The organism is Mesorhizobium sp. WSM4820 (genome assembly GCF_055811075.1).
Genome location: NZ_JBVVQN010000002.1, coordinates 130997 through 145950, shown reverse-complemented (window position 1 = coordinate 145950; position 14954 = coordinate 130997). Strand labels below are relative to the sequence as shown.

Below are 14954 nucleotides of genomic sequence, written 5' to 3'. Positions count from 1 at the left end.
TCAGGCGGCCATCAGCTTTTTCACTGCCTTCATGTCCTGCAGGAACCGCTCGCGTTCGGCCTGCTTGTCCGCCGGCTCGCGAATACGCAGGATGAAGGACGGGTGGATGGTGACGAACACAGGCAAGCCATCGTCCCGCTCCACGACCGCGCCGCGCATCTTCATGATTGGCACGACCTTGCCGAGCAGCGACTGCGCCGCCGTTGCGCCGAGCGCCACCGCCAGATTGGGCTTGATCAGATCGAGCTCCCTGTCGAGCCACCAGCGGCAGGCCTGCACCTCGCCGGCATTCGGCTTCGAGTGGATGCGCCGCTTGCCGCGCGGCTCGAACTTGAAATGCTTGACCGCATTGGTGACATAGACTTTCAGCCGGTCGACGCCGGCATCGTCCAGGATGGCGTCGAAGACTTTTCCCGCCGGACCGACGAAAGGTTTGCCGGCCAGATCCTCCTGGTCGCCTGGCTGTTCACCGACGAAAACCACCTTGGCCTTGTCAGGCCCTTCGCCGAACACGGTCTGCGTTGCGTTGCGCCACAGCGGGCAGCGGCGACAGGCCTTCGCCACTTCGCTGAGTTCGGGAATGGTGCTTGCGCCATCGTCTTCTGCCGTCTCAGGCAATTCAGGCTTGGGCCAGCGTCTTGCCTGCACCTTGGCGTGGTTTGGAGAATTTGTCTGCATCCTGGCGATCATGGCTGATGCGGCCTTGCCCGCTGCTGCGATCAGATGCGGAATGAGCGAAGCCCCAGAAAGGTTCCTTCAAATAGCCGGGACCCGGCTTTCGCTGGGCGAATGACCGGCGATGCGATGCCTCACACCTCGTGCAGATAGAGATGATAATCCAGTTCGCTGACCGTGCGCGCTACCCGCAGATATTCGGATTGCTTGATCGCCACGAATGTTCGGTGCAGGTCTTCCCCCAGCGCCGCTTTGAGGAATGTCGAGGCCCTTGCCGCCTCGATCGCGGCGCGCCAGTCCACCGGCATGGTGGTGCGCGTGATTGCTGATTCGTAGCCATTGCCGGTGGTTTCGGGGCCTGGATCGAGGCCCTCATCGAGACCCTTGACGATGCCGGCCAGCACGGTTGCCGCCACCAGATAGGGGTTGGCGTCGACGCCCGACGGCCGGTGCTCGATGCGCCGGTTTTTCGCGTCGCCAGCCGGCACGCGCAATGCCACCGAGCGGTTGTTGACGCCCCAGGTCGGCGCCACCGGCGCATAGGATTGCGAAACGAAACGCCGCCATGAATTGGCGTGCGGTGCAAACACCAGCATCGATTCGGCCATGGTCTGGATGAGGCCGCCCAGTCCGCGCAGCAGCGGCAAGGACCAGGTCTCGCCGCTGGCTTCGGCAAAGACGTTGTCGCCGGCCTTGTCCTGCAGCGAGACATGGAAATGCATGCCGGAGCCGGCGTATTTCTCGATCGGCTTGGCCATGAAGCAGGCAGTGACGCCGTGGCGGCGCGCCTGCGCCCGCACCAGCCGTTTCAGCATGACGAGGTCGTCGGCGGCCCGCATCACGTCCTTGCGATAGTTAAGCGTCAGTTCGTACTGGCCGGGCGCATATTCGGAAATGACCGTCTCGGCCGGGATGCCTTGCACCCTGGCCGCGGCATAGATATCGGAAAACAGCGGCTCCATGCCGTGCAGATGGTCGACGGAATAGACCTCTGTCTTGGCCGAGCGGCGGCCGTCGAGCACCGCGTGCGCCGGCTGCACCTTGCCGTCGGCGTCGCGCTCGTTGGCAAGCAGGAAGAATTCGAGCTCGAAGGCGCCGGCCGGATGCAGGCCCTTGGCCGCCAGTATCTCCACCTGCCGGCCCAGCGCCAGGCGCGGGTCGGAGGACATCGGCTGGCCATCGAGATGGTACATCGCCATCAGCACCTGGCCGCGCGGCGGCTGTGTGCCGAACAGCGGCACCAGCGTGCCGGGGATCGGCCATGCCCGCAGGTCGCCGTCGCCCGTCGTCCAGATCAGTCCGGTCTCGTGCACGTCCTCGCCGGTGATGTCGAGGCCGAGGATCGAGATCGGCATATGCCTGCCGCCCTCGAAGATGCTCATCAACTCGTGCCGGCGCACGATCTTGCCACGCCCGACGCCATTGGCATCGGTCAGCACGATGTCGAACGCTTCGATCTCGGGATGGGCGTCGAGAAAGGTTTGCGCCTCGGCGGGCGTCGAGCCCGAAGGGGAGGCGATGATGGCGTTCAAAGTTTGCTTCTGCGCTTCTCTCATGTGCAAGCTTGTCTCATGCCGCGAGCCTTGCCGCAACCGCGCCAAAGGCCGTGATCAGGCGGTTCACCTGGGCAGCGCTGGTCGCCGGCGAGATCAGCATCATGTTGTGGAACGGCGCGATCAGCACGCCGCGATTGACCAGCGCAACATGCACAGCCGCTTCGAGCGCCGGTGCGTGCGCTGCTTCCGCCTCGCCGCCATTCCTCAGCGGGCCGGGTGCGCAGATGAACTCGACGCGGGCGCCGACTCGGGCAACATGCCAAGGCAGGCGGTAACGGTCGATGACGGCGGTCAGCCCGGCGTCGAGCTGCCGCGCCAGATGGTCCATATGGCTATAGTTCTCGTCGGTCATCACCTCTTCGAGCGTGGCGCGCATCGCCGCGAACTGCAGCGGATTGGCCGAGAGCGTCGTGCCCATGCCGGAATAGCCTGGTTCCTTGGTTCTGACATAGTCGGCGTAGCGGGTGGCGACGTCTTCGCTCATCCCCCACACACTGGCCGGCACACCGCCGGCGATCGACTTGCCGAGCACGAACAAGTCCGGCTCCAGGCCGTGTTTCCTGGTGTAGCCGCCGGGACCGGTCGAGATCGTGTGCGTCTCGTCGATCAGCAGCAGGCTGCCGGCAGCGCGGGTGAGACGCCGCAGCGCCTCGTGGAAGCCGGGGTCGGGCAGCACCATGCAGGAATTGGTCAGCACCGGCTCGGTGACGACACAGGCGATTTGCTGGTCCCGGAGTGCTGTCTCAAGCGCCGACAAATCGTTGAACTCGACGACATCGGTCGCCCGGGTCAGGTCGCGGAATTCGCCGGCCAGTCCCGGTCGGTTGGCCGGTTTGCCGTCGACCAGCCGCACCATCGTCTCATCGACCGAGCCGTGATAGCAGCCGTTGAAGACCAGGATCTTTTCCCGGCCGGTGATGGCGCGGGCGACGCGCAGCGCGAAGCGGTTGGCATCGGTCGCCGTTGTCGCGATCTGCCAGAACGGCAGGCCGAAGCGCTGTTGCAGCAACGGGCCGATAGCGACCGCATCTTCTGAAGGCAGCATGTAGGTCAGGCCGCGCCCGGCCTGCCTACGGATGGCGAGGGCGACCGGCGGCGGCGAGTGGCCGAACATCGAGCCGGTGTCGCCGAGGCAGAAATCGTCGAGCCGATTGCCGTCGATGTCAGTGATAGTGGCGCCTCTGGCGCTGTCGACCAGTAGCGGGAACGGCGTCGGCCAGTCGTTCATCCAGTGCATCGGCACGCCGCCGAAGAAGCCCGGCAGGCCGTTGCCGACCTTGGCTGCCGATTTCGGCCTTGCCTTGCGGAAGGCTTCTGCTTCGGTCTCACGCAGATCGGCGATGCGGGCAGGGCCGATGCCACTGATGGCCGTCTTTGAATGGTCGATTGTATGCATGAATGCCCTCAAATAGGGGGAGTAGGGGAGTAGGGCAGTAGGGCAGTAGGGCAGTAGGGCAGTAGGGCAGTAGGGCAGTAGGGGAATAGCTGCCTTACTCCCTTACTCCCTTACTCCCTTACTCCCCTACTGCCCTACTCCCCTACGGCCCTAGGCCGAAATATCGATGACGCCGCAGTCGCCGGCGGCGCTGCCGAAGGCGACGCGGCGTTCTTGCTTGTCCCACATCATCGAGGTAATGGCGCCCTTGCCCGGTCGGCGCAGAAGCACCTCCTTGGCGTCGGCGAAACGCACCGCCATCACCATGCCGTCGTCATAGCCGACGGCGACGACATCCTGGCTTGGATGGCATGCGACCGAGGTCACCATGGCGTTGCCGCGCGTGCCGAGTTCCAGCGGCGCCTTGCCCATCGGCCCGTCCTTGCCCGAAAACGGCCAGACGATCGCCGCCGGGGCCCCGGAACTGGCCAGCCATTTTCCCTTGGGCGCCCACGACAGGCTTTTGACTTTGCCGGGATAGCCGCTCATCCGCATGTGCTTGCCGTCGGCGAGCTTCCAGCCATGCAGCGCGTTCTCCTGCATGGTGGTGACGAGGAAGGCGCCATCCGGCGAGAAGGTGATGCCGGTATGGGCGCCGGCCCATTCCAGCTCGACCGGCTTGCCGTTCGCCGCCGGGAAATGCAGCGTCGCGCCATTGTAGCGGGCGACGCCGAAGCGCATGCCCTTGGGCGAGAACGCCAGCCCCTCGACCGAACGCGGATGCAAGAATTCCTTGGTCTTGCCGTCGGCGAAACGCACGATCGCGATCTTGCCCGAGGCATAGGCGACAGCGCCTTGTGGTCCGGCGGCGACGCTGGTGATCCATTTCTTCCCGGCGTTGGCCAATTCTGTCGCATTGCCGCCGGCGGTAACGGAAAAAATCTTGCCGTCCTCGCCGCCGGTGATCAGCCGGTCGTTGGCCGCATCGTGGAAGGCGGCGAGCAGCCCGTCATTGGCCTGCGCCGTCTTGTGGCCATGGTCCAGCCGATGGATCGTGCCGTCGGCCAGCGCGAAATGCGGCACGTCGCCAAGAAAGACGGCGGCGATGCAATGTCCCTGGAGATCAAGCGGGGCGACTGTCGGCATGGGAGATTCCATTCGAGATTTCGGCTGGTGCTGGACGGAGTGCCGTCGTTGCCAAGCTGGAACACCCTCATCCGACCGAGCTTCGCTCGGCCACCTTCTCCCACAAGGGGAGAAGGAAAGAACGTGCAGCGCTAGCGTTATAGAGCCTGAAAATCAAGCTGCCTGGCAGGCATCAAAACTCTTCTTCAGCCGCTCGGCGTCGAGTTCGCGGCCGATGAAGACCAGCCGGCTCTCGTGCTTCTCGCCGTCCTTCCAGGCGCGCTGGTGGTCGCCCTCGATGATCATGTGCACGCCCTGGATGACGTAGCGCTCGTCATCGCCTTTAAGCGCGATAATCCCTTTCAGGCGCAGGATGTTCGGGCCTTCCATCTGGGTGATCTTCTCGATCCAGGGGAAGAATTTTTTCGGGTCCATCTCGCCGCCCCGCAACGACACCGACTGCACCGTCACGTCGTGGATATCGGACGGGTGCGCGTGATCATGGTGGTCATGCCCGTCATGATCGTGATGATCATGGTCATGATGGTCGTGGTCGTCACGCGCCTCGAGGAAGTGCGGATCGTTCTCCAGCGCTCGGGAAAGGTCGAAGGCGCCGCGGTCGAGCACCTCGGACAGCGCCACGCCGGCGCGCGTGGCGCGGTGGATCCGGGCCGCCGGGTTGATCGCGCGGATCGTCGCCTCGACCTTGCTCAGTTCCTCCGGCGTGACGAGATCGGTCTTGTTGAGCACGACGACATCGGCAAAGGCGATCTGATCCTCGGCTTCGCGGGAATCCTTCAACCGCAACGGCAGGTGCTTGGCGTCGACCAGCGCCACCACCGCGTCGAGCCTGGTCTTGGAGCGCACGTCGTCGTCCATGAAGAAGGTCTGTGCCACCGGCACCGGATCGGCGAGTCCGGTGGTCTCGATCACGATGGCGTCGAAGCGGCCTGGCCGGCGCATCAGGCCCTCGACGACGCGGATCAGGTCGCCGCGCACCGTGCAGCAGACGCAACCATTGTTCATCTCGTAGATTTCCTCGTCGGATTCCACGATCAGCTCGTTATCGATGCCGATCTCACCGAACTCATTGACGATGACGGCGTAGCGCTTGCCGTGGTTTTCCGAAAGGATGCGGTTTAGCAGCGTCGTCTTGCCGGCGCCAAGATAGCCGGTGAGAACGGTTACGGGGATTTGTGTCGTCTGTGCATCGCTCATGATGGGCCTCGAAAAGGATTGTTGGCCCCATATAGGATGCACGCCGTGCTTTTGCACGTGGCAACCGATGGGCCAAACAGGTCGACAACATTGCCGGACTTTCCCGACATTGCCGGGTTATCATTGGCGTTGGCTGGTTTCGCTGCCTAGATAAGACCAAGGCAGCTTGCTCGAAAGAAAACCAAAAGAGGCGCCGGATGTCCGATAAACCGTCCTCCTTGCCATTGAGCCGGCGCCAAGCGCTTGGCCTCATTGCCGTTAGCGCGGGCGGCGGTGTTTTTCTGCCGGCCATCGCGCTGGCGCAGCAGGCCTCGCCTTATGCCGGGCTTGCCCTGTTCGATAGCGGCGCCGGCGTCTGCGCGATCACACCGGAAGCGACCGAGGGCCCGTTCTATTTCGACCCGAAGCTCGAGCGCGCCGATATCACCGAAGGCAAAGCGGGCGTTGCACTCAATCTGCGGTTGCAGGTCGTCGACGCAGGCTGCCGGCCGCTTGCCGGTGCGCGGGTCGATATCTGGCATTGCGACGCCCAAGGCCATTATTCAGGCTATCCGGGACAAGGCGACGGCCAGGATGTCGATACGTCAGGCCAGAGTTTTCTGCGCGGTTGGCAAAAGACCGATGACAGCGGCATCGTCTCGTTCGCCACCATCTATCCCGGCTGGTATCGCGGCCGCACCACCCACATCCATTTCAAAGTCTTCCCCAACGACAATTCGGTGATGACCGGCCAGCTGTTTTTCCCCGACGGCCTGAGCGAACAGATATTCACTACTGTCGCGCCCTACACCGACCGGTCCGGCAAGCGGGATACGTCGAACGCCAGGGACGGTATCGCGCGGCGCGCCGGGCCGCTTTCGCAGGCGGCGCTGCGCGAGGTGGCGGACGCCTACCAGGCCTTGATGATCGTCGCGGTGAGGGCTGATTGAGACCCGCATCGGTGCGGCGTTCCTGCCGAACGCGACCACCTGCGCTGAAAAGTCGTTTGTCATCTAACTGAAATAAACATCTGGCATTAGCCTCGGCGGACACCGCATTGCTTGCCGGCAAAGCTGTTTTGCAAAGCCGGATCTTTTTTGATCGTCCATTGCCAACCGGGCGGCTGCCTCTATGCTGTCCACACCGGTTCGGCCGAAGAGGGATAGCCATGGCCAAGGCGGACAAGACTGCGACAATGAGCCGGCTGCATTCGGCGGCGCGGCTGGCGCGTACGGCACTCGCCGCGCGGCTTTTGGCGCACGGCTTCTATGCCGGCCAGGACCAGATCATGCTGGCGCTCGACCGTGAGGACGGGCAGACGCCCGGCAATCTTGCCGGTCGCCTCGGTGTTCGCCCGCCGACCATCACCAAGACCATCAACCGGCTGCAGGCGCAAGGCTTTCTGGAAAAACGCGCTTCTTCCGCCGATGCCCGCCAGGCCCATATCTTTCTGACCGACACTGGCCGCGAAATCATTCATGCCATCGAGAAATCGGTGAAGAAGACCGAGAAGCAGGCGCTGAAGGGGCTCGATAAAAAGGACCAGAAGGCGCTGTTCAAGCTGCTCGCCCGCGTTGAGGCGAACCTCTCGAACGGAGAGATGGTTCTCGTCGATGACGAGATCGACGCCGACGAATGATCCGCGGCTGACGCCATCAGGCAGCGGCTGCTGACGATCCATGCACCAATGCCGACCAGCGGCCCGGCGTGACACCGAACGCCTTCTTGAAGTGCCTGCTGAAATGACTTTGGTCGTTGAAACCGGCCGCTATTGCGATCTGCGCCAATGACTCGCTCGCCTCGATCATGCGGCGTGCTCGTTGAAGCCGGCGCATCAAGAGAAAGCGGTGCGGACTGGTGGAGAAAGCGGCACGGAAATGCCGCGACAGGGCGTAGCGATCGAGCCCGGTGATCGCCTCCAGCTCGTCGGAACGGACGGTACGGAAAACATTTTCTTCCAGATAGTCGCGTGCCAGGCTGACAGCCCGCCACGCTGTCCTTGGCATCGGTTTCGCCGGCCGGCCTGAATGCCGTGCCAGGCTTTGCATCAATTGCGTAACGAAGTCGGCGACAAACAGATCGTCCAGCTCCTGGTCCAACGGCCCCAGCGCCGAAAGCAGCCGCGTGCGGAAAACAGGATCCGTCACCACGGCATTCCTGACGAAAGGCAGCGATGCGCCTGTCTGATCGAGGCAGTCCAGCACGATGGACGGCTCCAGATAAAGTATCCTGTAACGCAAACCGTCTTCAGTGCCGGCGCCGCCATCGTGCAATTCGTCGGGATGGAGCACGATAATCTGGCCGGGCAGGCTGTGATGCGTCGCGCCGCGATACCGGAAAGTCTGGACGCCATGCAGCGTCACGCCGATGGCGTAGGTATCGTGACGATGGAGATCGAAGGCGCTGCCGTGGAACCGGGCCTCGATACGCTCCATTCCGACGCAATCGGGCGCCGAGATGACGCAGTTCTCAGCCGCGCCAACGCACAAACGTCCAAGACCCTGAAAGGCCTCGCCATCTAGACCGTGTGACATCACTTCATTCACAAACCTCGAATGGCAAATGTCTCATGTTCGACACGAAATTTGCAATCGTGCTGCAGGATAACCTTCCCGTCTGGCAAAAGCTCAACGTAACCGCGTTCCTGACCAGCGGCATCGTCGCGCAGTATAGCGACATCATCGGCGAACCCTATCGCGACCGCGCCGGCAATATCTATAATCCGCTCTCGATCCAGCCGATCATCGTGCTTTCGGCCGAACGCTCGACGCTCAGTGCGATCCACCGGCGGGCGCTGGAGCGCGGTGTGACGACCTCGCTCTACGTCGACGAAATGTTTTCGACCGGCCACGACGCGGCGAACCGCGCCGTCTTTGCCGAATTCGCACCCGACGATGCCAAGGTCGTCGGAATCGCGTTGCGCGCCGAAAAGAAGCTTGTCGACAAGATCACCAAAGGTGCCCGCATGCATCCCTGATGCATATCGACACTGGTTCATCCTGTTGACGCTCGGTGTCCTCGGTGCTCGTCATCGTCGCCAGCGGCTTTTATATCATTCATCGTGAGCACCGGCTTCGCGTGCGCAACCGCGCTGCCCTCGACGTCGAGGTGGATGCGCTGGCAAAAAAACTTTGATTTGTTTCGGAAGGGTGGCATAAGGCCGCGTTTAAACTGTTTAGACCATGATCCCGAAAACGGGCATCCGGTTTTCGCTGGAGATCATGGATTAGCTCTGGATCGTCGGGGGAGCGCAAGGCGCTGGCACAGAAGATCAAGCTTTCGACGATCGCGGATGCGCTCGGTGTGTCCACGGCCACGGTCTCGCTGGCCCTGCGCGACAGCCCGCTGGTTGCTGGAATCACCCGCGACCGCATCAAGGAACATGCCCGCGCCATCGGCTATATCTACAATCGCCGCGCCGCCAGCTTGCGCACCTCGCGTTCGGGCATCGTCGGCGTCGTCGTCCACGACATCATGAATCCCTTTTTCGCCGAGATCCTGCGCTCGATCGAAAGCGAGCTCGACCGCAGCCGGCAGACCTTCATCCTGTCGAACCATTACGACCAGCTCGAAAAGCAGCGCACCTTCATAGACACGCTTCTGCAGCTTGGCGCCGACGGCGTCATCATGTCGCCGGCCATCGGCACGCCGCCCGAAGACATCTTCATGGCCGAGGAAAACGGCCTGCCGGCGGTGCTGATCGCACGCACCGTCGAAGGCGCTGACGTGCCGGTGTTTCGTGGCGATGACGCCTATGGCACCGGGCTAGCCACCAACCATCTGATCTCGCTCGGCCATAAACGCATCGCCATGATCGGCGGCACCGACCAGACCTCGACCGGCCGCGACCGCTACCAGGGCTATCTCAACGCCATGGAGGCGGCAGGGCTGGAGGTCAGGCCGTCCTGGCGCATCCCCGGCCCGCGCACCAAACAGGCTGGCTTCGAGGCCGCCGGGCAGTTCTTGGCGCTGAAGGACAAGCCGACCGCGGCCTGCTGCTGGAACGACCTCGTCGCCATCGGCCTGATGAACGGCATTGCACGCGCCGGACTCGTGCCGGGCATTGACATATCCGTGACCGGCTACGACGATCTCGAGGAAGCAGCGATCGCGACGCCGGCGCTGACCACCGTGTGGAATGGCCAGCGTGAAGTTGGCCGCCGCGCCGCCAGCGCGCTGCTCGACAAGCTCAATGGGCAGATGGTGCGGCCGTCGCAGGAACTGATCAAGCCGGAACTGCATGTGCGCCAGTCGACCGGCAAACCAGTGGAACGTGCATGACAAAAGCCGAACAGCAGCAAGCAGTCGCCATTCTGGTGCCGGGCCAATTCAACGACCACGCGGTGGGCCGCATCGACCGGACGTTCAGCCGCGCCTGGATCGAACGGCCGGATGCGTCGCTGGTCACCGACGAGATGCGCCGGACGGTGCGCGGCATTGCCGCCTTTGGCGGGATCAACGCAGCCCTCATCGACGCGCTGCCGAATCTCGAGATCATCGCCAATTTCGGCGTCGGCTATGATTCGGTCGATGCCCGTCACGCAGCGCAGCGCGGCGTCATGGTCACCAACACGCCGGATGTGCTGACCGAGGAGGTCGCCGATACGGCGATCGGGCTTTTGATCAACACCGTCCGCGAGCTGCCGCGCGCCGAGACCTGGCTGCGCGACGGCAGTTGGGCACGCAACGGCAACTATCCGCTAAGTCGGCTGACCTTGCGCGGCCGTCGTGTCGGTATTTTCGGCATGGGCCGCATCGGTCTCGCCATTGCGCGCCGGCTGGAGGCCTTTGGGCTGCCGATCGCCTATCACAACCGGCGCCAGGTCGAAGGTTTGCCCTACGAATACCACGGCACGCTGAAAGGCCTTGCCGAGGCGGTCGATACACTGATCTCGGTGGCGCCCGGCGGCGCCTCGACGGAAAAGGCGGTCAACGCCGAGATCCTGTCGGCGCTCGGCCCGAATGGCGTCTTCGTCAACATCGGTCGCGGCAGCACGGTCGACGAGGCAGCACTTGCCGCGGCGCTTGCCGGGCACACCATCGCCGCTGCCGGGCTCGATGTCTTCGCCGACGAGCCGAACGTGCCGCCGGCGCTGCTCGCCGCCCCCAACAGTTCACTTTTGCCGCATGTCGGCTCGGCTTCGGAACATACCCGCCGCGCCATGGCCGATCTGTGCGTCGACAATCTGATTTCCTGGTTTTCGAAAGGGAGGGCGTTGACGCCGGTGCCGGAAACGGAAAAGCTCAAGGCGCGCAGCTGAGCGGCACGCTTTCCTATTTGTTAACCACGGTTTAACGCTTTGAAATCATCTTTATCTATCGCCAAACACCCGGAGAACGCAGATGAAAGCACTTGCTGCATTGATAGCGGTGGTCGCGCTGTTCGGCAGCGTTCAGCTGTTTCACAGCGGCGCAGGCGAAGGCCGCACAGCCGATGAGTCAGCGCAGTCACCCGGCGACTACCGGCTGGTGGCCAATGGCGACGAAGCGTCCTGCGCGGTCAAGCGCGGCACTGAGGTGGCGCATGGCCTGTCGCTGTTGACGGTCACTGAGAATTGCCACCGGGTCTTGCCCGGCATCGAGCGCGCGAAATTCTGGCGCGAGCAGGATGACGGCACGGTCACCTTCAGCGCGAACGGCATCGACCCGATCGTCACTTTCGGCGTCGCCGACGGCGACGGTTATGAATCCTACGAACCAGCCCTGCCGCTGCTGTCGCTGGCGGCCAGCAGCGATTGACGTTGACGTCCGACGGACTATTCCGCGGCGGCCCGTGCGCCGGATTTCGCCGCGGCGTGCAGGCGCACCGCGTCGCCAAAGGCGCGGAATATCCTTGCTGAGACGCTGTCCGACTTGACCCAGTATTCGGGATGCCACTGGACGCCGACGGCGAACGCGCGGGCGTCGCGCACCGAAACCGCCTCGACCGTGCCGTCGCTGGCGACCGCCTCTATCTGCAGCTTCGGGCCGAGCCGGTCGATGGCCTGGCGGTGCACCGAATTGACCATGATGTCGCCTGCCCCGAACACGCCGGCGAGGCAGCTTCCGGGCTTGATCGAAATGGTCTGGCGGATGGCGAAGCGTTCGTCCTGATTGTCGCTCGCCGGTGCCCGATGATCCAGCGATCCGTCGCGCTCCTGGATTTCTGCGGCCAGCGTGCCGCCCAGCGCCACATTCATCTCCTGGATGCCGCGGCAGATGGCGAGCAGCGGCACGCCGCGCTCCACTGCCTTGCGGATCAGCGGCAGCGTCGTGGCGTCGCGGGCCGGATCGTAGGGGCCGTTGGCCTCGCTGGCATCGCCGCCATAGTGCGAGGGATGAACATTGGACTTCGAGCCAGTGATCATGACGCCGTCGACCGATGACAGGAGTTCATCGAAATCGAGCCGGTCGCCGAAGGACGGCACCAGCATCGGGAACACGCCGGCCGCCGAAAGCGCCGCCTCCAGATATTGCTGCGGAGCGGCATGCCAGGTGTAGTTGTCGAACTGGCGGACGTCGGTCGATATGGCGACTAGCGGCTGCTGCATTTTTAATCCGGGTCCATTCAGTGCAAGGATTGTTCTGCCTTTAAAATAGGCGATCCGACGGCGCTTTGCCATGACAAGTTCGGCATCTCGCATGGGCCACGGAAAGGGCGTTAGACTTAAGTTGCAGGAGGCGTGTTCGCGCCCGCGTTTTTCGCGAAAACGCCGCCGGCAAAACCGGCTCCCATGGCTGGACTCGACTTCTTGCCCGTGTATTGTTTGCCGCGAAGCCGATCCGGGGCACAGAGCATCTCCCGAACGTCGGTCTGTTGATCCAATAGGGAGGACTTCATGGATCGTCGATCATTCATCCGCAAGGCCGGTGTGACCGGTGTCGGCGCTGCGGCGGCTACGGCGGCGCTTGCCGCGCCGGCTATCGCCCAAAACAACCCGAAAGTGACATGGCGCCTGGCGTCGTCCTTCCCGAAGTCCCTCGATACGATCTATGGCGGCGCCGAGGTCTTTTCCAAGATGCTCTCAGAGGCGACCGACGGCAACTTCCAGGTGCAGGTCTTCGCTGCCGGTGAACTGGTGCCCGGCCTGCAGGTCGCGGATGCCACCACCGCCGGCACCGTCGAGGCCTGCCATACGGTGGCATATTATTATTGGGGCAAGGACCCGACCTGGGCTTTGGGTGCCGCGGTTCCGTTCTCGCTCAACGCGCGCGGCATCAATGCCTGGCACTACCACGGCGGCGGCATCGACCTGTTCAACGAGTTTCTCGCCACGCAGGGCCTTTTTGGCTTGCCCGGTGGCAATACCGGCGTGCAGATGGGCGGCTGGTTCCGCAAGGAAATCAACACCGTCGCCGACCTTTCGGGCCTCAAGATGCGCATCGGTGGCTTTGCCGGCAAAGTGGTGCAAAGGCTCGGCGTCGTGCCGCAGCAGATCGCCGGCGGCGACATCTATCCAGCGCTGGAAAAAGGCACCATCGACGCCGCCGAATGGGTCGGCCCTTATGACGATGAGAAGCTCGGCTTCTACAAGGTCGCTCCCAATTATTATTATCCTGGCTGGTGGGAAGGCGGGCCGACCGTCCATCTGATGTTCAACAAGGCGAAATACGAGGAGCTTTCGCCGGCCTACAAGGCGCTGGTGCGCACCGCCGCGCAGGCCGCCGACGCCAACATGCTGCAGAAATACGACTTTCTGAATCCGGCGGCCGTCAGGCGGCTGGTGTCAGCGGGCGCCAAATTGCGTCCGTTCAGCCCGGAAATCCTGGCAGCCTGCTTCGAAAAGGCAAACGAGGTCTATGCCGAGATGGAAGCCTCAAACGCGCCGTTCAAGAAGATATGGGACTCGATCAAGGCGTTCCGCAAGGAGCACTATCTCTGGGCGCAGGTGGCCGAGTACAATTACGATACCTTCATGATGGTCCAGCAGCGCTCCGCCAAACTCTGACGACAGTTCGGCGTCACGCGTTCTTCGGACGCGTGGCGCCGAAGCGCTTCTATTTGCTGATCAGCGCGGCACCACCAGCACCTTGACCTCGCCTGGCGCAGGCGGATTGGCGATCACCGCAGCCGCCTCCTCAAGCGTCACCTGCCGGGAGATGAGCTTGTCGATCTCGATCGCACCCGAGGCGATGAGATCGGCAGCCCGGCGATGCGTAGACGGATTGAGGAACGAGCCCAGCACCCTCAATTCCCGGAACAACAGGTCGAAAGGCTCGAATTCGGCCTTCATGCCTTGAGGCATCACGCCGACGACGACAACCGTGCCACCGGCCCTGGCGAGCCGCATCGATTGCTCGACCGTGTCCCTTACGCCGGCACATTCGAACACCACATCGACGCCACCCGGCAGGAGGCCCGACGGACCGACGACCGTGTCGATGATGTCGCAAGCGGTTGGATCGACCGTCGCTGTTGCGCCCAATTCTTCTGCAAGGGCACGCCGCGAGGCCTGACGCGTCGACAGGATGATTGTCGTCGCGCCGGCAAGCCTCGCCAGTTGCGCGGTGAGCAGGCCGATCACGCCGCCGCCAAGCACGGCGACCGAGGAGCCGGGTCGGATCTGCGCCAGGTCCACGCCATGCAGGCAGCAGCCAAGCGGCTCGCAAAACGCGCCATGCGTCGGCCTCAGGTCGTTCGGGAGGAGGAAGGCCTGCTTGTGAGGCAGCACGACATATTCGGCGAAGCCGCCATCGCGGCGGATGCCGATGGCAACCAGATTATGGCAAAGATTTACGCGACCGGCGTGGCAGTGCGGACAGCGCCCGCAGGCGATGTTGGGATCGCCGGTGACGCGATCGCCGACAGAAAAGCCGGACACGGCGGTTCCAATCGCCTCGACAATCCCGGAGAATTCATGCCCGAGCGTCACCGGCGGCGCACAGGGAAATTCGCCATGGAAAAGATGCCGGTCAGTGCCGCAGACGCCGCATGCCTCGATCCGCACCAGGAGATCGTCCGGCCCGGCCACGGGCTTGTCGACCTCCCGAAGGGCGATGCTGCCGACGCCCTCCAGCCGCACCGCTTTCATGTCTGTAGAGCCTCC

The 14954-nt window shown here is 63.4% G+C and carries 15 protein-coding genes and 1 pseudogene; 8 read left to right on the top strand and 8 right to left on the bottom strand.

The window, feature by feature from the left end:
* The 5 genes from AC0L2R_RS04080 to AC0L2R_RS04060 all read right to left on the bottom strand — a co-directional run bounded on the left by AC0L2R_RS04080 (nt 1) and on the right by AC0L2R_RS04060 (nt 5949).
* Entirely contained in the window at nt 1-723 is a 723-nt protein-coding gene (locus AC0L2R_RS04080) for a UdgX family uracil-DNA binding protein (RefSeq protein ID WP_473508065.1), read from the bottom strand.
* Nucleotides 724-809: 86 nt separating this feature from the next.
* Complete coding sequence (locus AC0L2R_RS04075; protein ID WP_473507809.1) at nt 810-2231, bottom strand: glutamine synthetase family protein; 1422 nt, start codon at nt 2229-2231, stop codon at nt 810-812.
* 13 nt (nt 2232-2244) lie between these two features.
* Nucleotides 2245-3627 carry an aspartate aminotransferase family protein gene (locus AC0L2R_RS04070; protein WP_473507808.1) on the bottom strand — a complete coding sequence of 461 codons (1383 nt, stop codon included), beginning with the start codon at nt 3625-3627 and terminating at the stop codon, nt 2245-2247.
* Nucleotides 3628-3777: 150 nt separating this feature from the next.
* The gene (locus tag AC0L2R_RS04065; RefSeq protein ID WP_473476429.1) at nt 3778-4752 is read right to left on the bottom strand and encodes a WD40 repeat domain-containing protein; all 975 of its coding nucleotides are present in this window, start codon (nt 4750-4752) and stop codon (nt 3778-3780) included.
* Nucleotides 4753-4905: 153 nt separating this feature from the next.
* A complete protein-coding gene (locus tag AC0L2R_RS04060; RefSeq protein WP_473476426.1) occupies nt 4906-5949 on the bottom strand; it encodes a CobW family GTP-binding protein in 1044 nt (347 codons plus the stop codon).
* Nucleotides 5950-6146: 197 nt separating this feature from the next.
* Between AC0L2R_RS04060 and AC0L2R_RS04055 the strand changes: the two genes are divergently transcribed.
* The gene (locus tag AC0L2R_RS04055) at nt 6147-6878 is read left to right on the top strand and encodes an intradiol ring-cleavage dioxygenase (RefSeq protein WP_473507807.1); all 732 of its coding nucleotides are present in this window, start codon (nt 6147-6149) and stop codon (nt 6876-6878) included.
* Nucleotides 6879-7096: 218 nt separating this feature from the next.
* Entirely contained in the window at nt 7097-7567 is a 471-nt protein-coding gene (locus AC0L2R_RS04050) for a MarR family winged helix-turn-helix transcriptional regulator (protein ID WP_023796815.1), read from the top strand.
* A gap of 16 nt (nt 7568-7583) precedes the next feature.
* On the opposite strand, the gene AC0L2R_RS04045 is transcribed toward AC0L2R_RS04050, so the two are convergent.
* On the bottom strand, nt 7584-8462 hold the full coding sequence (locus tag AC0L2R_RS04045) for an AraC family transcriptional regulator (protein WP_473507806.1): 879 nt from the start codon (nt 8460-8462) through the stop codon (nt 7584-7586).
* Nucleotides 8463-8497: 35 nt separating this feature from the next.
* Between AC0L2R_RS04045 and AC0L2R_RS04040 the strand changes: the two genes are divergently transcribed.
* The 5 genes and pseudogenes from AC0L2R_RS04040 to AC0L2R_RS04020 all read left to right on the top strand — a co-directional run bounded on the left by AC0L2R_RS04040 (nt 8498) and on the right by AC0L2R_RS04020 (nt 11667).
* Nucleotides 8498-8905, top strand: coding sequence for a DUF2000 family protein (locus AC0L2R_RS04040; protein ID WP_473507805.1), 408 nt, complete (start codon nt 8498-8500; stop codon nt 8903-8905).
* A 50-nt stretch (nt 8906-8955) separates the two neighbouring features.
* Nucleotides 8956-9063: pseudogene (locus tag AC0L2R_RS04035) on the top strand (EamA/RhaT family transporter); the annotation flags it as partial.
* Between the two features lie 123 nt (nt 9064-9186).
* Nucleotides 9187-10209, top strand: coding sequence for a LacI family DNA-binding transcriptional regulator (locus tag AC0L2R_RS04030; protein ID WP_077375012.1), 1023 nt, complete (start codon nt 9187-9189; stop codon nt 10207-10209).
* On the top strand, nt 10206-11189 hold the full coding sequence (locus AC0L2R_RS04025; RefSeq protein ID WP_473507804.1) for a 2-hydroxyacid dehydrogenase: 984 nt from the start codon (nt 10206-10208) through the stop codon (nt 11187-11189). Before AC0L2R_RS04030 ends, AC0L2R_RS04025 begins: the two co-directional genes overlap by 4 nt.
* An 82-nt stretch (nt 11190-11271) precedes the next feature.
* The gene (locus AC0L2R_RS04020) at nt 11272-11667 is read left to right on the top strand and encodes a hypothetical protein (protein WP_473507803.1); all 396 of its coding nucleotides are present in this window, start codon (nt 11272-11274) and stop codon (nt 11665-11667) included.
* 17 nt (nt 11668-11684) lie between these two features.
* Here AC0L2R_RS04020 and AC0L2R_RS04015 read toward each other — a convergent pair whose 3' ends face one another.
* Entirely contained in the window at nt 11685-12458 is a 774-nt protein-coding gene (locus tag AC0L2R_RS04015) for a gamma-glutamyl-gamma-aminobutyrate hydrolase family protein (RefSeq protein WP_473507802.1), read from the bottom strand.
* A 288-nt stretch (nt 12459-12746) separates the two neighbouring features.
* Here AC0L2R_RS04015 and AC0L2R_RS04010 point away from each other — a divergent pair, with 288 nt between their 5' ends.
* Nucleotides 12747-13856 carry a TRAP transporter substrate-binding protein gene (locus tag AC0L2R_RS04010; protein ID WP_473507801.1) on the top strand — a complete coding sequence of 370 codons (1110 nt, stop codon included), beginning with the start codon at nt 12747-12749 and terminating at the stop codon, nt 13854-13856.
* Nucleotides 13857-13916: 60 nt separating this feature from the next.
* On the opposite strand, the gene AC0L2R_RS04005 is transcribed toward AC0L2R_RS04010, so the two are convergent.
* Nucleotides 13917-14939 carry a zinc-dependent alcohol dehydrogenase family protein gene (locus AC0L2R_RS04005; RefSeq protein WP_473507800.1) on the bottom strand — a complete coding sequence of 341 codons (1023 nt, stop codon included), beginning with the start codon at nt 14937-14939 and terminating at the stop codon, nt 13917-13919.
* Between the last annotated feature and the right edge of the window lie 15 nt (nt 14940-14954).